Source organism: Paenibacillus sp. FSL R5-0623 (assembly GCF_037974265.1).
In the GTDB taxonomy this organism is placed as follows: domain Bacteria; phylum Bacillota; class Bacilli; order Paenibacillales; family Paenibacillaceae; genus Paenibacillus.
In genome coordinates this window covers 6,042,896-6,065,186 of the sequence record NZ_CP150233.1, presented here as the reverse complement: position 1 = coordinate 6,065,186, position 22,291 = coordinate 6,042,896, and the positions used below count along the sequence as shown (strand labels likewise).

5 protein-coding genes are annotated in these 22,291 nt (G+C 51.9%); 2 read left to right on the top strand and 3 right to left on the bottom strand.

Annotated features, from left to right (window positions below; genetic code table 11):
• Positions 1-26 precede the first annotated feature (26 nt).
• Positions 27-19,013, top strand: coding sequence for a non-ribosomal peptide synthase/polyketide synthase (locus MKY92_RS26590; RefSeq protein ID WP_339298223.1), 18,987 nt, complete (start codon positions 27-29; stop codon positions 19,011-19,013).
• Positions 19,014-19,371: 358 nt separating this feature from the next.
• Here the strand turns inward: MKY92_RS26590 and MKY92_RS26585 are convergent, their stop codons facing one another.
• A complete protein-coding gene (locus MKY92_RS26585; RefSeq protein WP_339298222.1) occupies positions 19,372-20,022 on the bottom strand; it encodes a nitroreductase family protein in 651 nt (216 codons plus the stop codon).
• A gap of 129 nt (positions 20,023-20,151) precedes the next feature.
• On the opposite strand from MKY92_RS26585, the gene MKY92_RS26580 reads away from it, so the two are divergent.
• The gene (locus MKY92_RS26580; RefSeq protein WP_339298221.1) at positions 20,152-20,517 is read left to right on the top strand and encodes a MerR family transcriptional regulator; all 366 of its coding nucleotides are present in this window, start codon (positions 20,152-20,154) and stop codon (positions 20,515-20,517) included.
• A 43-nt stretch (positions 20,518-20,560) separates the two neighbouring features.
• Here MKY92_RS26580 and MKY92_RS26575 read toward each other — a convergent pair whose 3' ends face one another.
• Positions 20,561-21,235 carry a VOC family protein gene (locus tag MKY92_RS26575; protein WP_339298220.1) on the bottom strand — a complete coding sequence of 225 codons (675 nt, stop codon included), beginning with the start codon at positions 21,233-21,235 and terminating at the stop codon, positions 20,561-20,563.
• Positions 21,236-21,256: 21 nt separating this feature from the next.
• Positions 21,257-22,138, bottom strand: coding sequence for a LysR family transcriptional regulator (locus MKY92_RS26570; RefSeq protein WP_083684888.1), 882 nt, complete (start codon positions 22,136-22,138; stop codon positions 21,257-21,259).
• Between the last annotated feature and the right edge of the window lie 153 nt (positions 22,139-22,291).

Here is a 22,291-nt window from a genome sequence, read left to right as displayed (position 1 = left end):
AATCTCTAATACGGGAGTGTGTCGATGTGAGAGAGAATACGAACAAGCAATATGGATTAACGCAAGCCCAGCGCCGGATATGGTTCATGGAAATTATGAATCCGGGCACATCCATCACGATGCTTTCCGCGACCTACCAGATTACAGGCGAGATCGACACCAAGCTGCTGGAGCAAGCGGCCGCAGAGATTGTCAAAACCTATGACGCTTTCCGAATCCGCATTAGCGGGGATTTGCAAAATCCAACGCAGTGGTTCGAAGAGACGGAGAATGTCCAAGCCCAGATAAGCCACCTCGAAATAGGTACAACCGAACAATTCTATGCCTGGGTGAAAGAAGTAACCGAAAAACCAGCCAGTGTGTTCGACGAACACCTCTATCAATTTACGATGATCCATTTTGCGAACGGCCAAGTATGGCTTAATTTGACTATAAATCATATCATTGCCGATGGCTTGTCCGTCACTGCTTTGCTGCATGCGGTGATGGAAAAATACCTGGAACTGCGCAAAGGCATCCTCAGCAGTTACCAGGCCCCTTCCTATCTGGATTATATTTCAACTGAGCATGAATATGAACAATCGCAGCGTTATCAAAAAGGCAAGGAATATTGGCTGACCAAGTACAATACTCTGCCTGAAACGAGCGGCATTAAATCGGTTCCGCCATTCTCGATTGGCAGCGAATCGAATAAACGTTCCATCACGTTGGATGGTTCCCGGTATGACCGCATTCTGGCTTTTAGCGAACAATATCAGGTCAGTTTATATACGTTATTTTTGTCCGCCATGTACGCCTTATTGTATAAGCTGACCGACAGCACCGATGTGCCGGTCGGCACGGTATTTGCCAATCGCACCAGCAAGAAGGAAAAAGAAACGATCGGTATGTTCGTCAGCACCGTGGCTACGCGGATTAGTCTGAATCCAGATGGGTCCGTGCTCTCCTTGATCCAAACGGTTTCCAAGGAAAATACGGCGGATCTGCGGCATCAGAAATATCCTTATAACCAATTGATCCAGGATTTACGTGAACAACACGGTCGCAACGATCTTTCGGAGTTGTTCCGCACGTCTCTGGAATATCTGCCTTTGAAAATCGTGGAGTACGAAGAAATCAAGGTACGTCTGGAGGCTCACTTTGCCAGGCACGAGATGGATGATCTACTGCTTCGCTTCGACCATATGCTGAATGAAGGCCATGTCATTCTCCATGCTTCCTATCGTACCGGCCTGTTCGAGATGGCCGAGATTGATCGCATTATGGAACAGTATGTAACTGTTTTGGACCAGTTTCTTGAGACTCCCGAACTGCGGGTACGCGAGATTTCTCTACTGAGCGATGAGGAGAGACACCGTATTCTGGGCGTGTTTAACCCGCCGGTGGCAGCACTGAGCGAGGGAATAGCGTTTCATCGGTATGTTGAAAAGTTTGCCCGAGACATTCCGGATCACCCGGCAGTTGTTTACATGGACAAAAAGCTGACCTACGGCGAACTGAACAAACGCGCTGAGCGGCTGGCTTCGCTCCTTCGTGAACAGGGCGTGGGAAGGGAGACGATTACGGGGATCTGGGCGGAGCGCTCGGTGGAATTGCTGGTCGGTGTGCTCGCCGTATGGAAAGCCGGCGGAGCTTATGTACCGCTGGACCCCGATTATCCGGCGGAACGGATTGAGTACATGCTCAGCGATAGCGAAGCATCGGTGCTGCTTACGCAGCGTCATCTGTTGGAGGGGGCCGGAGGTTGGTTGGCCGATGACCGACTGAAGCTTCAAGCTGTCTATGCCATGGATGATGAACAGATGTATAACGGGGATACCTCAGCTGTGGAATATGAATCTGCTGACAATGCCCCGCAAGACTTGGCTTATGTGATTTACACCTCGGGTACGACGGGACGCCCAAAAGGCGTCATGATCGAGCATGGTAGTCTCATGAATACGGCGGATGCGTACCGCCGCGAGTACCGGTTGGATCAGTTCCCGGTGCGGTTGCTGCAACTGGCCAGCTTTTCGTTTGACGTGTTCGTTGGAGACATCGCGCGGACGCTGTATAACGGAGGAACAATGGTAATTGTGCCAAAGGATGACCGGATTGATCCGAACCGTTTATACGGCTGGATTCGGGAGCAAAACATTACGGTATTTGAATCGACACCTGCACTCATCCTGCCGTTCATGCAGCATATTTATGAAGAAGGACTGGACGTCAGCTCCATGCAGTTGCTGATTACCAGCTCGGATGCTTGCAGTGTCACCGATTATCGATTGCTGCAGGAAAGATTCGGCGGACAATTCCGCATCATCAACAGCTACGGCGTTACCGAAGCGGCCATTGACAGCAGCTTTTACGATGAGCCGCTGGACAAGCTGCCATCGTTGGGTCATGTGCCGATTGGCAAAGCCTGGTTGAACGCCCGGTTTTACATTGTCGATGCCGGGTTAAAGCCGGTTCCTGTAGGGATTCCGGGTGAACTTGTCATCGGCGGCGCCGGGGTGGCGCGCGGGTATTGGAACCGTCCGGACCTAACCACCGAGAAGTTTGCAGACAGCCCGTTTGTGCCTGGCGAACGTCTGTATCGGACAGGAGATTTGGCCCGCTGGCTGGAAGACGGTAACGTTGACTTCATCGGCCGAATCGACTATCAGGTGAAAATTCGCGGGTTCCGGATCGAACTCGGCGAAATTGAATCGGCCCTGTTGCGTTTCCCGGGTGTCAAGCAGGCTGTGGTGACTGACCGTACGGATGAGCAGGGGCAAAAGTATTTGTGCGGTTACGTGGCGGGGGATGCTTCCGTGCAGCTGAGCGATCTGTTGTCCCAATTGAAACAAGAGCTGCCTGCGCATATGGTTCCGGCACGGCTGGTGTCTCTTGATCAGCTTCCGCTCACACCGAATGGAAAAGTTGACCGTAAAGCGCTGCCTGAACCGACCGGAGAGGTAGAAGTGGGCCGTGAGTATGTGGCTCCTCGTACAACGCTGGAAACAAGACTTGCACTTATTTGGCAGCAGGTGCTGGGTATTGCGCGAGTTGGAGTCCATGACGATTTCTTTGACCTTGGTGGTCATTCCTTGCGAGCCTCCGCGCTGGTTTCCAAGATTCGAAAAGAGCTGCAAGTCGAGGTTCCGCTGCGGGACGTTTTCCGCTACACCACGATCGAACAACTTGCTCAAAGAATTAGCGGTTTAAAGCAGCAGGAGACGTATGAGATTACAAAGGCGGCAGAGGCCGAGTACTATCCGGTTTCATCCGAGCAAAAGCGTCTGTATGTCCTGCGCCAGCTTGACGCGGCCGAGCGTAGCTACAATATGTCAGCGGCGCTTCTTCTCGAAGGCAAGCTGGACCGCACGCGCGTAGAGTACGCGTTCCGGGCGCTGATTCAGCGCCATGAGACGCTACGTACCGGGATCGAGCAGGTTCAAGGCGAGCTTGTGCAGCGCATCTATGACAAGGTGGAGTTTTCTGTAGATTATTTCCAGGTGAGCGAGCGAGAAGTGGACCAAGTGGTGGAAGCATACTATCACCCGTTTGATCTGACCAAGCCGCCACTTCTGCGCATCGGCCTGATCGAAGTCGGCGAGGATCGCCACATTCTGCTGTTCGATATGCACCATATCGTCTCGGATGGCATCTCGACAGCGCTGCTTTTCGACGAGTTCAGCCGCCTGTATCGGGGTGAGGAGCTGGCTCCGTTGAGTATTCAATACAAAGATTATGCCGTTTGGCAGCATTCCGAAGCCTACGGGCAGTTGATCCAGCCACAGAAGGAGTACTGGCTGGAACAGCTGTCGGGCGAGCTGCCTGTATTGGAACTGCCGACGGACTTTCCGCGGCCTGCGGTGCAAAGTTTTGACGGCCGGACCGTGAAGTTTGATATTGGGAAAGAACGGACGGAGAAGCTGAAAGAACTGGCCGCACGGACGGGCACGACCCTGTACATGGTGCTGTTGTCTGCTTACTCGATTCTTATGCATAAATATTCGGGTCAGGAAGATCTGATCGTGGGAACGCCGATTGCAGGAAGAACGCAGGAAGAAGTACAGCCAATCGTAGGTATGTTTATCAACACACTTGCCATCCGCAGCCATCCGGAGCGTTCCAAGCCGTACCTTAAGTACCTGGAAGAAATGAAGGAAATCACACTCGGTGCTTTTGAACACCAAAATTATTTGTTTGAAGATTTGGTGGAAAGTCTTCACATTCCGCGTGCGACCGGCCGGAATCCGCTCTTTGATACGTTCTTCTCCCTGCAAAATACGGAGAATGAGCAAATTGTCATCGAGGGGCTGGAGCAATCGTTTTATCCGTTGGAAAACCGAACGTCCAAGTTCGAGCTGCTTCTGGACATTTCGGAGCTGGATGGTCAGCTCGAATGCCGGTTAGAGTACGCTACTGCTTTGTATAAACAGGAGACCGCGGAGCGGTTCGCCAGACATTACGACAAGCTACTCGAAACTATTGCAACAGCACCGGAAGGGGATATTGCTTCGCTGGAAATGCTAACGGAGCAGGAAATCCGTGAACTGGTGCACGGTTTTAATGATTCGGAGGCAGACTACCCGCGGCAGCAGACGATTCATGGCTTGTTCGAAGAGCAGGCGAAGCTATACCCGGATAACGTGGCCGCTGTCATGAATGAGCGGCAGTTGTCCTACCGCGAACTGAACGAGCGGTCCAACCGGCTTGCGCGCAAGCTTCGGGAGACGGGAGTCGAAGCGGACCAGCTGGTAGCGATTCTGGCCGAACGTTCGCTTGATATGGTCGTCGGCATTCTGGCGATTCTCAAAGCGGGCGGAGCCTACGTGCCTGTTGATCCCGACTACCCGGAGGAACGCATCCGCTTCATGATTGAGGATTCGGGCGCACCGTTATTGCTGATTCAAAAGCACTTGCATGAGAAGACCGACTTCGTAGGAACGCGCCTTGAATTGAACGATTTCGTTTGGGGCGACAAAGGGGCGGAATCAGCTGGTGAGCTGGACGCTTCGAATCTGGAGCCGATTTCCGGGCCGGGTAACTTGGCTTATGTCATCTACACATCGGGAACGACCGGCAAACCCAAAGGCACGTTGATCGAGCATAAAAACGTCGTGCGCCTTTTGTTCAACGACAAGAACCTGTTCGACTTTGGGCCGTCTGACACGTGGACGTTGTTCCACTCGTTCTGCTTCGACTTCTCCGTCTGGGAGATGTACGGAGCGTTGCTGTACGGAGGCAAGCTGGTTATCGTACCGCCGCTTACGGCGAAAAATCCGGCTGAGTTCCTGGCACTGCTGAGCCGCGAACGGGTCACGATTTTGAACCAGACGCCAACATATTTCTACCAACTGCTGCGTGAGGTTTTAGCGGACCATCCGTACGATCTGCAGATTCACAACATCATCTTCGGCGGCGAAGCGCTCAGCCCGCTGTTGCTCAAGGGTTTTAAGACGAAGTACCCGGAGACAAGGCTGGTCAATATGTACGGTATTACCGAAACGACGGTTCACGTGACGTATAAGGAAATCACATGGATGGAGATGGAGGCGGCGAAAAGTAATATCGGCAAGCCGATCCCAACGCTGAGCGTGTACGTTCTGGATGAAAATCGTCGTCCTGTTCCGATCGGCGTAGCAGGCGAAATGTACGTAGCCGGGGAAGGATTGGCAAGAGGATACCTGAATCGCCCGGATTTGACGGCGGAAAAGTTCATTGATTCTCCGTTTGCAGATGGGGAGAAACTGTACCGTTCGGGAGACTTGGCAGCTTGGCTGCCGGACGGCAACATTGAATATCTGGGTCGGATCGACCATCAGGTCAAAATCCGCGGGTACCGGATCGAGCTGGACGAAATTGAGACGCAGCTTCTGAACGTGGAGGGTGTGGAAGAAGCGGTGGTGCTCGCCTGTCAGGACAGCGGGGGCGAGAAGGCGCTTGTTGCCTACTTTGTGGCGGACCGGACGCTGGCGGTCAGCGAAATGAGGAACTTGCTGGCCCAGGGAATGCCGGGATACATGATCCCGTCGTACTTCGTGCAGCTGGAACATATGCCGCTGACGTCCAACGGCAAAGTGGACCGCAAAGCATTGCCGGAGCCGCAAGGCGGTTTGCAAACGGGCGTTGAATACGTAGCGCCGCGTAACCTTACGGAGTCCCGGCTTGTGAAGATCTGGGAGGAAGTGCTGGGTTACTCCGGCATTGGAGTCATGGACAATTTCTTCGAACTGGGAGGGCATTCCTTGCGGGCGACAAACCTTGTCAGCAAGATTCGGAAGGAAATGAACGTTGAACTTCCGCTGCGCGATGTGTTCCGCTATATGACGGTAGAGTCAATAGCCGGGGCTATTGCCAGCTTGAATGAATCAGAGCATAGCTCGATTCCAAAAGCGGAAGAGAAAGCATACTATCCGGTTTCCTCTGCACAAAAAAGGCTATACGTCCTGCACCAGCTGGATAGCTTGGAGCTGAATTATAATCTCCCAAGTGCCTTGCAATTGGAAGGGGCTTTGAACGAGGCCAAAATAGAAGATGTACTGACTACTTTGATGGCCCGGCACGATATGTTGCGCACCGGTTTTGAAATCATGAATGGGGAGCCAGTTCAGCGTATTCACCCGCTCGTCGCTTTCAAGGTCGAGAAGATTCAAGCAAGCGAAGATCAGGTTGCAGCCATTCTTGAAGGCTTCATTCAGCCTTTTGACTTGACCCAGCCGCCTTTACTGCGCGCCCTGCTGATCGAATTGGAGAAAGAAAAATTCCTGCTCGCGCTGGATATGCATCATATTGCTTCCGACGGCCTTTCCATGGATGTGCTGCTGCGCGAATTCGTGCGCCTATACAATGGTGAAGAATTGCCGGAGCTGCGGATTCAATACAAGGATTACGCCGTTTGGCAGCAATCCGAGGAACAGCGTCAACGCATCAAACGACAGGAGGAATACTGGCACGGGGTATTCAGCTCCGAGCTTCCGGTTCTTGAGCTGCCTCTCGACTACTCCCGTCCAGCCGTTCAGCAGTTTGACGGTCAAACGCTCACGTTTACGCTAGATTCGGAGAAATGCGAAGCTCTCAAACAGCTTGCCAGCGATTCGGGGGCCACGTTGTACATGCTTCTGCTGGCTGCGTACTCCGTATTACTTCATAAATACGCGGGACAGGAAGATATAGTAGTTGGTACTCCGATTGCCGCTCGTTCTCACGCCGATGTGCAGCCGATAATCGGCATGTTTGTCAATACGCTGGCCCTTCGCTTGGGTCCGACGGCAGAGCGGACGTTCATGGATTACCTGCAGGAAGTGAAGGAAAGGACGCTTGGAGCCTACGAGCACCAGGACTATCCGTTTGAGGAGCTGGTAGAAGCTCTTCAGGTGAGCCGGGATTTAAGCCGGAATCCGCTGTTTGACACCATGTTTTCTTTGCAAAAGCACGAAAGCCTGGATTTAACTCTTGAAGGTTTGCAATGGTCACTGTTTGACATCGAGGAAAAGACGGCGAAGTTTGATCTTAGCTTGGATATCGTGGAAGAGGGTAACGAGTTGGTTTGCAAGATCGAGTACGCTACCTCGTTGTTTAGACAGGAAACAATGGTACGGCTGGCGGGTCATTACGAGCAGCTTTTGGCGTCGATCCTGGCTCAGCCGGATGCGCGGATTTCGGATTTGGATATATTGACGGACAGCGAAAAGGATAATTTACTGGTCGGGTTTGACGTGTCGTCTTTGGCTCTTGTGAAGCAATACGCCGCAGAGGGTACAGGTCTGGAACCGGATGAGTCGTGGAGAGAGAGAACGTTCCACGAGCTGTTCGAAGAGCAGGCGGAACGCACTCCGGGAGCGCTGGCGGTTGTATATGAAGACAGCAAGCTGACATACGCGGAGCTGAACGCCAAAGCAAATCGTCTGGCGTATGTACTGCGGGCACGCGGGGTGAAGCCGGAACAGGTGGTCGGCATTCTGGCCGGCCGTTCGGCCGAGCTGTTGATCGGGGTACTCGCCGTATGGAAAGCTGGCGGCGCTTATGTACCGCTTGACCCCGATTATCCAGCGGAGCGGATCGAATATATGCTCGCGGACAGCGGGGCATCGGTATTGCTTACGCAGACCTGCCTGTTGGAGCAGGTGGAAGCTTGGCGCAGCGACGGAGCTTTAACGCTGCAAACGGTGATTGCACTTGATGACGCCTCGGCCTACAGCCTAGGCACGGTGGAAACGGCTGTAGGCGTACAAGCTTTGGGCGAAGCGGACGCAGAGGCGGAGGCTTTGGCGCAAGTGGCAACGGCTTCTGCCGAAACATCTGCCACGGCAGAAGCTGAGCAGAGCACACAAGCGGCGAATCTCGCATCCAATCCGGCAAATGTGAACAAGCCGGGCGATCTGGCATACGTCATCTACACCTCCGGTACGACGGGCCGTCCGAAGGGCGTGGCAGTGGAACACCGCAGCTTGGTGAACACGGCGGCGGGCTACCGGCGGGACTACCGTCTGGATCAGTTCCCGATCCGGCTGCTGCAACTTGCGAGTTTCTCGTTTGATGTGTTCGTCGGTGACATTGCACGGACGCTGTACAACGGTGGAACTATAGTCATCGTGCCAAAGGAAGACCGGATTGATCCAACCCGCCTCTATGGCTGGATTCGTGATTACGCCGTGACGGTGTTCGAATCAACTCCTGCGCTGGTTGTGCCGTTCATGGAGCATGTGTATGCCGAGGGTCTGGACCTCAGCTCGATGCAGCTGCTAATCACAAGCTCGGACGCTTGCAGCGTAGCGGATTACCGCACCTTGCAGGAGCGCTTTGGCTCGCAGTTCCGTATTATTAACAGCTATGGCGTAACAGAAGCGGCGATTGACTCCAGCTTCTATGATGAGCCGCTGGAGAAGCTGCCGAAGACTGGCAGCGTGCCAATCGGGAAAGCGTGGCTGAACGCCAAGTTCTACATCGTGGATGCAAATCTGAAGCCGGTGCCGATCGGGGTGTTGGGTGAGCTGGTTATCGGCGGAGCGGGTGTTGCCCGCGGTTACTTGAACCGCCCGGATTTAACGGCGGAGAAATTCGTAGATAGCCCATTCACCGCTGGGGAGCGGTTGTACCGGACGGGTGATCTGGCACGCTGGATGACTGACGGCAACGTAGATTTCATCGGCCGAATCGACAATCAGGTGAAAATTCGCGGTTATCGGATCGAGCTTGGTGAGATTGAAGCGGCCATGAAAAATATTGCCGAGGTGCGTCAAGCGCTTGTCATCGACCGGACGGACGAGCGGGGGCAGAAATATTTGTGCGGGTATATCGTGATGGATTCCAGCTTCGATCTGGAAGGGCTTGTGGCCCATCTGGACGCCGTACTGCCTTCTCATATGGTGCCTTCGCGCATCATGCGCTTGGATCAACTGCCGCTTACACCTAACGGCAAGATCGACCGTAAAGCGTTACCTGTGCCGGAAGGAAGCATTCGTGCCGAGGCTGCATACACGGCGCCGCGTACTCCTGCCGAGAAAGCACTCGCGTTGGTCTGGCAGTCAGTGTTAGGCGTGGATCAGGTCGGCACGATGGACAATTTCTTTGCGCTCGGTGGCGATTCAATCAAGGCTTTGCAGGTATCTTCTCGTCTTTTGCAAACGGGGTACAAGCTGGTCATGAAAGATTTGTTCCATTACCCGACGATTTCCGCCCTTAGTTTGCGGTTGCAAACAGCGGAGAGAACGGCAAGCCAGGCCGAAGTGACGGGAGAGGTTATCCTGACCCCGATTCAGCGCTGGTTCTTTGAACAAAATTCGGCCGATGTACATCACAGTAATCAGGCGTTCATGCAGTTCTCCAAGCAAGGCTTTGATGAAAAAGCTTTACGTCAAGCAGTGCGTCAGCTTATCGTGCATCACGATGCTCTTCGTACGGTTTATCGTCAGACCGAGAATGGTTATAACGCCTGGAACCGAGGTGCCGGGGAGAATGAAGTGCTGTTCGATCTGGAAGTTGTCGATTTCAAGGCAGTCCGTGACGTGAAAGAAGCGGTAGAGGTTAAGGCAAATGACATTCAAGCAAGCATCGATTTGGAAAACGGTCCGCTGGTGAAGCTTGGCTTGTTCCGCTGCGACGATGGCGACCATCTGCTCATCGCGATCCATCACTTGGTTGTAGACGGCGTATCCTGGCGGATTCTGCTTGAGGATTTTGCTGCCGCCTATGAGCAGGCGCTGCAAGGGCAGCTGATCCGTCTGCCGCTCAAAACGGATTCATTCCAAACGTGGGCGAAACAGCTCGCTGATTATGCGAACGGGTCCGCGATGGAAAGCGAGAGAGCGTATTGGCAGTGTATCGAGCAATTGGCCTATGAGCCGCTTCCAAAAGATTATGAACAAGGCAGATCCAAGCTGAAGGACAGTGGGCTCGTAACCGTTCGATGGACAGTGGACGAAACCGAACAATTACTTAAGCAGGCTCACCGTGCTTACCATACGGAAATGAACGATTTGCTGCTTGCCGCGCTGGGCCTCTCAGTACAAGCTTGGAGCGGTCAGGAACGCGTGCTGGTGAATCTCGAAGGCCACGGCCGGGAAGAACTTTTGCCAGATGTGGACATTTCGCGCACGGTAGGCTGGTTTACAAGCCAATTCCCTGTTGTTCTGGAGACAGGTCACGTTCAGGCACTCGGTCATCAGGTGAAACAGGTGAAAGAAAACTTGCGTCGCATTCCGAACAAAGGGATCGGCTATGGCATCCTGCGTTATTTGTCGGCGCCGCGTGCCGGAGAGAGCTTCGTTTTGGAGCCGGAGATCAGTTTTAACTATCTGGGCCAGTTCGACCAGGATTACGAAAGCAGTGGCTCGCAGCCGTCTCCGTTCAGTCCGGGCTCCGATTCAAGTCCAAATGCTGTGATGGATTATGTCCTCGATATCAACGGTATGGTGTCGGAAGGCGTGTTGGAACTCACGATCCGTTATGGGGAAACCCAGTATCAACGGGAGACGGTTGAGCGCTTGGGCTCCCTGCTTCAATCGAGTTTGCGTGAGGTCATCAGCCATTGCGTATCGAAAGAGCAGCCGGAGCTTACGCCTAGTGACGTACTGCTTCAAGATGTGACGGTGGAGGAACTGGAGCGGCTGTCCGAACATACGGCGGCACTCGGCGAACTGGAGAATGTATACACCCTGACTCCACTGCAAAAAGGGATGTTGTTCCACAGCCTGCTAGATGCCGATTCGGAAGCTTACTTCGAACAGGTGACCTTCGATCTGTATGGAAGCCTGAATGTGGAAGCCTTCACCCGGGGATTGGATACGCTGGTACAGCGAAATGAGGCGCTACGGACCAACTTTATTACCGGCTGGAGAGACGAGCCGATTCAAGTGGTATTCCGCGAGCGGAAATGTGAAGTGTACTTTGAAGATCTTCGCTCGGCGAGAGATGAACACCCGGAGAAAACGATAGCCGATTTTGTCAGCGCAGATAAAGCGAACAAGTTCGATTTGGCCCATGACTCTCTTATGCGTGTGACCGTTTTGCGCACAGGCGACGAGTCCTACCATGTGATCTGGAGTCATCATCACATTTTGATGGATGGCTGGTGCATGTCCTTCATGATCAAGGAAGTGTTCGACACTTACTTTGCCTTTCAGGAGAAGCGAGCGCTAGAGCTTCCTTCGGTTACCTCTTACTCTCGGTATATCGAATGGCTGGAAGCTCAAGATGTAGCGAAAGCTTCGGGTTACTGGTCGGAGTATTTGGCGGGTTACGATCAGCAGACCAGGCTGCCGCAGGAGAGAACGCAGCTGAAACAGCATGCTTATGAAATGGCTGAAATCGATGTGGAACTCAGCAAGGGACTGACTGAGCAAATTGAGCGTGTGGCGCGCCAGCAACAGGTGACACTCAACACGTTTATGCAGACTGTATGGGGACTGGTCTTACAGATATATAACAACAGCGAGGATGTTGTGTTCGGCTCCGTTGTATCCGGGCGTCCGGCGGAGATTCCGGGCATCGAAAGCATGATTGGCCTGTTTATTAATACGATTCCGGTCCGTATTCAAGGTAAAGCCGAGGAGACGGTAGCCGATATTTTGAGAAAAACACAGGATCAAGCGCTGGCATCGGGAGCTTACGAAACGTTCCCGCTGTTCGAAATTCAGTCGCTGAGCGAGCAAAAGCGCGACTTGATCAACCATATCATGGTCTTTGAAAATTATCCGATGGAAGAACAGATTGAACAAGTTGTCGGCGGAGGCCAAGATGCGCTGAAAATTGCTAATATCCAATCGCCGGAACAAACGAACTATGACCTGGACATTACCGTCATTCCGGAAGAGCATATTTTGCTGCGGTTTACGTACAATGCACTGACGTTCAGAGAGCAAGACATCAGGCAGATCCACGGTCATTTTGCCCGTGCATTGGAGCAGGTTGCGGCTAATCCGAATGTTCGTGTAAATGAGTTGGAGCTTTTGACGGCGGCAGAAAAAGAAGAAATTGTCGGCGTGTTTAATCCGGTGCAGCAGGAAGTGGCTCCTGTAGCCGCCTTCCATCGAATGTTCGAGCAACAGGCGGAGCGCACACCGGAAGAGGAAGCCGTTGTCTACGAGAACGATCGGCTGACGTATGCGGAGTTGAATGAGCGGGCGAACCGCCTGTCAGCAACGCTGCGTGCAAGCGGCATCGGTCGGGAGACAATCGTTGGCATTCTCGCCGAGCGTTCGGTGGACCTTCTGGTGGCTGTGATGGCCGTCTGGAAAGCGGGAGGGGCGTATGTACCGCTTGACCCGGATTATCCGGCGGACCGTGTGCGGTTCATGCTGGAAGACAGCGGAGCGAAGGTACTGCTGACGCAAACGCCGCTGCGAGAGCGTGCCGAAGCCTGGCTCAGCGAAGAGGAGCTGGCACTGGCGAAGGTGCTGTATCTCGATGACGAAACGTCATACAGCGAAGTTCGGACAAATGCCCCGATGGGCTCTGGTACGGTTTCCGGTATAGACCCCGGCAAGCTAACGGGTGCTGTGAACGGTGGTGGCGAGAGTCATCCAAATGATGTTGATGTTGTCGGTATGGGCAGCTTCCATGAAGCTTGCCCGGAGGATTTGGCGTATGTGATCTACACGTCGGGGACGACGGGTAAGCCAAAGGGTGTAATGATCGAGCACCGCAGCCTGGTGAACACGGCAGCAGGCTACCGACGGGAATACCGGTTGGATCAGTTCCCGGTGCGTCTGTTGCAGCTCGCAAGCTTCTCGTTTGACGTGTTCGTGGGTGACATTGCGCGGACGCTGTACAACGGCGGTACCATGGTCATTGTACCGAAGGACGACCGGATCGATCCGTCTCGTCTGCATTACTGGATAGAGCGGGAGCAAGTGACGATTTTTGAATCAACGCCGGCGCTGATCGTGCCGTTTATGGAGTACGTGCATGAGCAGGGGCTGGAGTTGAGCGGGATGGAGCTGTTGATCACTAGCTCGGACAGCTGCAGTGTGGCAGATTACCGGACCTTACAGGAACGGTTTGGTCCGTCATTCCGCATCATTAACGCCTACGGTGTGACGGAAGCGGCAATTGACTCCAGTTTCTATGACGAGGAGTTGTCGAAACTTCCTCAGACAGGCCATGTGCCGATTGGCAAAGCGTGGTTGAATGCGAAGTTTTACATCGTGGATGCACATCTGAATCCTGTTCCAGTCGGGGTGCTGGGCGAATTGGTTATCGGAGGAGTCGGTGTGGCGCGCGGGTACTTGAACCGTCCAGAGCTGACGGAAGAAAAGTTTGTACACAGTCCTTTCACCACTGGTGAGCGTTTGTATCGCACGGGAGATTTGGCGCGGTGGGTGGAGGACGGCAACGTGGACTTCATCGGCCGGATCGACAATCAGGCGAAGATCCGGGGGTACCGGATCGAGACGGGCGAAGTCGAAGCAGAGCTGCTGAGTGTAGGTGGCGTGAAGGAAGCGGTCGTTGTTGTCAGGGAAGATCAAGAGGGGCAGAAAGCGTTGTGCGCTTATTATACAGTGGAAGAAGGCTTGACGGCGGCAGATTTGAAACGGGCGATCTCCAGTGAGCTACCGGGATACATGATTCCGTCGTATTTCGTCGAACTGAAGCAATTGCCTCTAACGCCGAATGGGAAAATTGACCGGAAGGCGCTGCCAGCGCCGGAAGGGGGAGCAGGTGGAGGCCTCGAATACGTGGCGCCGCGCACCGAACTGGAGGAAAAACTGGCCGCCATTTGGCAGGAAGTGCTTGTTCGGGAGAAGGCGGTAGGCGTAACGGACAACTTCTTCGACCTCGGAGGACACTCCCTGCGGGCGACAACACTTGTCAGCAAAATGCATAAGGAGCTGGGCACCCAATTCCCGCTTCGCGACGTATTCCGCTACTCGACAGTTGAGGAAATGGCTGTGGCTATGGAGCGTTTGGAGATTGGCTCGTTTACGGCTATTCCGGCTGCGGAACCTAGCGAGTACTATCCACTCTCTTCTGCTCAGAAACGTCTCTATATCTTGAACCAGCTGGAAGGAGGCGAGCTGAGCTACAACATACCGGGAGCTATGCTGCTCGAAGGGCAGCTCGACCGGCACCGGTTTGAAGAAGCGTTCCGCGGGCTCGTAGCTCGTCATGAAACGCTGCGTACCGGCTTTGAGATGGTTGAAGGCGAAGCGGTTCAGCGGATTTACGAAGAAGTCGCCTTCCAGGTGGAATATGTGCAGATCAGCGGGGAGCAGGCGGAAGAAACGGTGCGCCAATTCGTTCGTGCGTTTGATCTGGCGAAGCCGCCACTTCTGCGGGTGGGCATTGCCGAACTGGCGCCAGACCGGCGCATTCTGATGTTCGATACACATCATATCGTATCGGATGGCGTTTCAATGGACGTACTGATCGAAGAGTTCGTGGACTTGTACAGCGGGGAGCCGCTCAAGCCACTCCGCATTCAGTACAAAGATTATGCAGTATGGGAGCAATCGGATAACCAGAGAGCTCAGCTTGCCAAACAGGAAGCCTACTGGCACGACATGTTCCGCGGAGAACTGCCAGTTCTCGAAATGCCAACGGACTATCCGCGCCCGGCTATGCAGAGCTACGAGGGCCGAACACTTCAATTGTTTATGAATATTGAGAAAAGCGAAGGCCTGAAACGGCTTGCAGCTGAGAACGGCGCAACGCTTTACATGGTTCTGCTTGCGGCGTATAACGTGCTTCTGCATAAATATTCAGGTCAGGAAGACGTGGTGGTTGGTACGCCGATTGCGGGAAGAAATCACAGCGACGTTCAACCGCTGATCGGGATGTTTGTTAATACATTGGCCATCCGCAGTTATCCGGTTGCTGGTAAGACGTTCCTTGACTACTTGAAGGAAATCAAGGAGACAACGCTGGGTGCTTTTGAACATCAGAATTATCCGTTTGAGGAACTGGTAGATAAGGTAAACGTGGCTCGTGATTTAAGCCGTAATCCGCTGTTTGATACGATGTTTGCTTTGCAGAATACAGAAAATGTGGAAATCCAGCTTCCGGGACTGCATTTGTCGACGTATGCCAGCGAAGAAATTGTGTCCAAATTCGATCTCAGCTTGGACGTTACGGAGATTGAGGAAGGCTTGGAATATCTGTTTGAATACGCCACGGCTCTATATAAAACCGAAACGGTGGAGAAGTTGGCTGCCCACTACTTGCAGTTGCTTGAATCCATTCTCTGCAACCCGTCAGCGACGATTTCCGAGTTGGATATTTTGACGGCGGCGGAAAAAGAAGAACTTGTACGCGCGTTTAACCCGGCGCAGCTGGAAGTGGCTCCTGTGGCCGCGTTCCACCGACTGTTCGAGGAACAGGCGGAGAGCACTCCGGAAGCGGAGGCGGTCGTGTACGAAAACGATCGGCTGACGTATGCGGAGCTGAATGAGCGGGCGAACCGCCTGTCGGTAACGCTGCGCGCAAGTGGCATCGGCCGGGAGTCAATCGTCGGCATTCTCGCCGAGCGTTCGGTCGATTTGCTGGTGGCCGTGCTGGCCGTCTGGAAAGCGGGCGGGGCGTATGTACCGCTCGACCCGGACTATCCGGCGGACCGCGTGCGGTTCATGCTGGAAGACAGCGGAGTGAAGGTACTGCTGACGCAAACGCCGCTGCGAGAGCGTGCCGAAGCCTGGCTCAGCGAAGAGGAGCTGGCACTGGCGAAGGTGCTGTACCTCGACGACGAAACGTCATACAGCGAAGTTAGGGAGAATGCACCGATGGACTCTGGTATGGTTTCCGGTATAGACCCCGGCAAGCTAACGGGGGCTGTGAACGGTGGTGACGAGAGTCATCCAAATGATGTTGATGTTGTCGGTATGGACAGCTTCCATGAAGCCCGTCCGGAGGATCTGGCGTACGTCATCTATACATCGGGAACGACGGGCAAGCCAAAAGGCGTGATGATCGAGCACCGAAGCTTGGTGAACACGGCAGCGGGTTACCGACGGGAATACCGGTTGGATCAGTTCCCGGTGCGTCTGTTGCAGCTCGCAAGCTTCTCGTTTGACGTGTTCGTGGGTGACATTGCGCGGACGCTGTACAACGGCGGTACCATGGTCATTGTACCGAAGGACGACCGGATCGATCCGTCTCGTCTGCACTACTGGATAGAGCGGGAGCAAGTGACGATCTTTGAATCAACGCCGGCGCTGATCGTACCGTTTATGGAATACGTGCATGAGCAAGGGCTGGAGTTGAGCGGGATGGAGCTGTTGATCACAAGCTCGGACAGCTGCAGTGTGGCAGATTACCGGACCTTGCAGGAACGGTTTGGCTCATCGTTCCGCATTATTAACGCCTACGGTGTGACGGAAGCGGCAATTGACTCCAGTTTCTATGACGAGGAGTTGGAGAAACTGCCGCAGACAGGTCATGTGCCGATTGGAAAAGCGTGGTTAAATGCGAAGTTTTACATCGTAGATGCACATCTGAATCCCGTACCGGTCGGCGTGCTGGGTGAATTGGTTATCGGCGGAGTCGGCGTGGCGCGCGGGTACTTGAACCGTCCAGAGCTGACGGAGGAGAAGTTTGTGGGCAGCCCATTTGTCGCGGGCGAGCGGCTGTACCGCACGGGAGACTTGGCGCGGTGGATGGAAGACGGGAACGTGGACTTCATCGGCCGAATCGACAACCAAGCGAAAATTCGGGGTTACCGGATCGAGACGGGTGAGATCGAGTCACAGCTGTTGCGGGTGGTAGGTATACGCGAAGCGGTGGTGCTGGTTCGAAGTCATGAGAATGGGCAAAAGGCGCTGTGCGCCTACTACACAACGGATATCGAACTGACGGCGGCCGACCTGAAACGAGCAATCTCCAGCGAGCTGCCGGGTTACATGATCCCGTCGTACTTCGTGGAGCTGGAGCATTTACCTCTGACACCAAACGGGAAAATCGACCGGAAAGCTCTGCCAGCACCGGAAGAGGGAGCAAGTGCAGGGCGCGAATACGTGGCGCCGCGCACCGATCTGGAGGTGAAACTGGTCTCCATCTGGCAGGACGTGCTCGGGTCAGTTACGATTGGTGTGACGGACAACTTCTTCGACCTAGGCGGTCACTCGCTGCGGGCGACAACGCTGGTCAGCAAGGTGCACAAGGAGCTGCACGTGGACCTGCCACTGCGCGATGTATTCCGGTACTCGACTATTGAAGCGATGGCTGAAGTGATTAGCCGATTGGAGCAGCAGGAATTCCTTTCCATTCCGCTTCTGAATAAAAGGGAGTATTATCCGCTTTCCTCTGTGCAAAAGCGGCTGTACATCCAGCAACAGATGGAAGGCGCCGAGCTTAGCTACAACATGTCCGGCATGACGGTTCTCGTCGGGTGCTTGGAGCGGAATCAATTCGAGGCGGCGCTCAAAGGATTAATCGCTCGTCACGAAGTTTTGCGAACTGGCTTCGAAATGGTCGACGGCGAACCGGTACAACGGGTTTATTCGGACTTGGAGTTTGCCGTCGAGTATACAAAAGCGACGGAAAGTGAAACAAAAAGCATTGCAGATGCCTTTGTACGTGTCTTTGATTTGGAGCGGCCGCCGCTGCTGCGTGTGGGCTTAGTTGAATGGGAAGCGGAGCGTCATCTGCTTATGCTGGACATCCATCATATCGTCACGGATGGCATGTCGATGGGTATCTTCATTGAAGAACTGCTGCGCCTGTATAACGGTGAAACGCTGAAACCGCTTCGGATTCAATACAAGGAATTCGCCGCTTGGCAGCAGTCCGGACCTGTAAAAGAACGGCTGAAACACCAGGAAGCCTACTGGCTGGACATGCTGGAAGGTGAACTGCCAACGCTTGAGTTGCCTACGGACTTTGTCAGACCTGCCGCTCGCAGCTTTGAGGGAGATGTGCTGCCTTTCAGTATCGACAAGCAGATGACCGACAGCTTGCAGCGCATTGCCGATGAGAATGGTGCTACCCTATATATGCTGTTATCGGCGGCCTATTCAATCCTGCTCAGCAAGTACTCGGGACAAGAAGATTTCATTGTAGGCACACCGGTTTCGGGCCGCACACATGCCGACCTGGAGCCGCTCATCGGAATGTTTGTCAACACGTTGGCGATTCGCCATTATCCATCCGGGGAGAAGACGTTCCTCGCTTACTTGAACGAAGTCAAAGAAACGATGCTGGGGGCCTACGACCACCAGGATTATCCGTTTGAAGAACTTGTGAAAAAGCTGCAGGTACCGCGAGATCAAAGTCGCAATCCTGTATTTGATGTCATGTTTACACTGGAAACGAAGGAAGATAACGTTCAAAGCTTCGGGGATATCCAGATCGAATCTTATCCGGAAACGCATGCGGTTTCCCAATTTGACCTTACCTTGGTCATTTCGCTCTTGGATGAGGGAATGAACGGGCAGTTTGAATATGCGACCAAGTTGTTTACGCGCAATCTGATCGACAATTTCGCTCAGGACCTGCTCGTGATCATCAACCAAATTGCCGAACAGCCTTCGGTGCTGTTAAAGAATATTTCCCTGAATGGCCAAACTGAACAGGAGCAAGATGAGCTAGAGGTTATTGATATTATTTTCTAATCCTTTACCCGGATTGGGTGAAAAATTTAAGCACGTTATATGCGACATTCGGTATATTGAGGAAGTGGTAATGAAAATTTGTGGTGGTTTCACGACTTTTTTATCACCTGACAAAAGTATTTAAGTTATGTAACAAAGGGTCCTGATGACAGTTGTCATCAGGACCCTTTGTTTATGAACGTATAATTAATGTTACTATGTCCAAATCAGTATGAGGCTATTATAATGAAAGCCTTTAACTGATATAGGATGAGTACTCTGGTATTATGGGATGCACAGTGATTTTCATCTATTTTTCAGACTTAGTATTTACTATAGCATCATCCATAGTCATTTTAGTCTTGAGAGTAGCTGTTGATTATGCCCAAGTTGTAATCGTTTCAACCGGGAGACGATAGGAAGGATAGCCATCTTTAGCTGCTTTACCTATGGAGATCAACATCACGGGTTGGAACCGTTCTTTATCCAGGCCGAACGCTTCTGCGATCTGACCTTTGTCATAACCGGCCATAGGGTTGGTATCATAACCATGGGCACGGGCAACGAGCATGAGTTGCATGGATATGAGGCCTGAGTCAATGAGGTTCATGTCACGCAATTCGGATGCGTTTATGTTCGCATAATAAGGTTTTACCTGCTGCATCTGCATATCCATGATGTCTTGGGGCATGTACCCAAGTTCCACTGATTTGCTGAAAATCTCTTCCATGTATTCAACGTTGTTGGCATCGTAAAACACGGCAATGACAGCGGAAGATGTTAGTGCCTGTGTCTGGTTAAAAGAGGCCAGTGGTGCAAGCTTCTCTTTGCCTTCAGCACTGTCGATAACAAGAAAACGCCAAGGTTGCATGTTAATGGCCGAAGGGGCACGTGAAGCTTTCGCCAGTATTTCGGTCATCTCCTCGCGGCTGATCTTCACTTCAGGGTCGTAGGCTTTAACGGAATGGCGCTCCAAGACGATGTTATCAAAATCATTTGTTTTGTTGAATTGACCGGTAATTGTGTTCATATTGAAATCTCTCCTCATATCTATATTGGTGAGAGTAGGGTATAAATTATATCTCCATCTGTCTCACTATGAGGATTGTAAACTATGAAGTATACTTTATAGCAAGAAGAAGAAACGGGGGAAATCCATATGAAGATTAGTGAAGTAGCGAACCATGTAAACCTTCCGATATCCACGATTCGTTACTACGAGAAAATAGGTATTATCCCGGATGAACATATGCTGAGAGATCATAATAACTATCGAATATATGCGCAGAGCATTATTCAGCATCTGGAAGTGGTCAAACAATGTTTAGCTGTTGGTTTTACGATCCATGAGATCCAATCTATGATCTCTAAACATGGGTTTTCAAGTAATGATCAAGCAAGCATTATCCAAGCGAAAATATCAGAAATTGAAGAAATACAAAATAAATTAGAGAATTCCAAACAAAATCTGTTCGAAATTCTTAAATCGGATATCACGTGTGAGGATGGTTTTGGTAAGTATTAAGCCGGAAGTCCCTCTTAAGGTTTTCATTCAGTACGTTCTTACATCATATCGATTCAATCGAGTACATATCGTCCTGTATACGCAGACTACCTGGCTGCCTAGTTTCCACCTTTACCTCCGTGGCAAATACACCAGGCATACGTCCATCTGGGAACCAGGGCTTCTGTTTATCAATGACAATAAACATGCCTTCTGCATCACCCGTGGGGGAGAATTGTTTTCCGTCTCCGGCAAATGGTTCAAGTTGATAATGCTTATTCAATGTGTTCATCATCTCAGGAACATCATCGACGGGCAGACCGATTTCACTAATACATAACAGATGCTTTGCTTCAAAAGCTTCATCGACTGCGTTATCGAGTGAATGGTGAGAAATAAATTCCATCAAGTTGCCGCTTGGATCATAAAAATAGAAGGCAGTTGCATCCCAGTAGGGGAAATAAAATTCATCCTGTCCATCTTTCGAGAGCAATGGAATGTTACGGTCTTGAGCCCACCTTTTTGCATCAGCAAGTGTATTCGTTGGAATCGTAAATGCTACATGATAGTAGGGCTTCTCTTGTTCTGGCGCCTTCTTGAAAGATAGGACCGAGTTCCCCGCACGGAATGTAACACTTGCTGCATTATCCTCCACAAGATCCAGTTCCAGTAGTGTACCGTAAAACTCTTTTATGGCCTCGACCTGATGTGTCAACAAACCAACTTCTCTTATTTTCATTTCAAAATCCTCCTTTTAATCTCACCTTTGATTGAAATACTCGATTGTTTTCTCAATAAATGCCTTGGCCGATTGCGTTAGGTAACGGTCGGACCGATGGATGATCTCAAAGTGCCGGTACGGCGGATCGTCTGTAATTCGGATGCAACGTAGCGTAGGCTCATTCATGGCTTTGATCAGAGGATAAGGCAGCAGTGTTCCTCCGACGTTGGCTTTGACCAAGCTAATGATGGAGGTTGCCGAACTGGTCTCCATGATGGTATTTAGGGTGAATCCATATTTACGGCAATAGCCATCGACCAATTCTCTGCCCGTAAATCCTTCGGGGAACATCACCGTTTGGATATCACGTAGCTCTTGAATTTCAATTGTGCTTCGTTCAGCCCAATCATGATTCTCGGAAACGACGAGTACATATTCTTCACTGCACAAAGGAATGCGCACAAGCCTTCTATCAGGGGCAGACGTGATCTCGATGCCGATGTCGACTTCATTTTCCAACACTTGATTTACGACATAGATCGAAGAGATAACTTTCAATTGCACTTTGGGGAATCGGGCATGAAAATCTACGAGCAGCGGAGTGATACGGTAATCCAAATCGGATGGAAGAACACCAATCACCAATCGTCCCCGCTGATCATTCCGAAATTCAGCCAACGCATCTTGGGTATTCTGTAAATGCCGGATCATCTGTACACAGTGTTCCAGAAACAGAGTACCTGCCTGGGTCATCACAATTTTTTTGCCGACACGGTCAAACAAAGGAACACCAAGTTCATCCTCCAATCCACGTATCTGTTGACTCAACGTAGGTTGAGATATGCCAAGTTTCTCAGCTGCCCGTGTAAAATGAAGCTCCTCACACACTGTAATAAAGTTTTCCATTTGACGAATCTCCATGAGTTCACCTCTAATCATTGGTTTTAGTAATCATTTTAATAGAAATAATAGTATTGTTCAATCATTCTAATGATTCTATACTTAATTTGTGCACCACTCGAAGATCTTGTCATTAAAGAATAGGATCTTTGGTGAAGGCAACGAGACTACTCC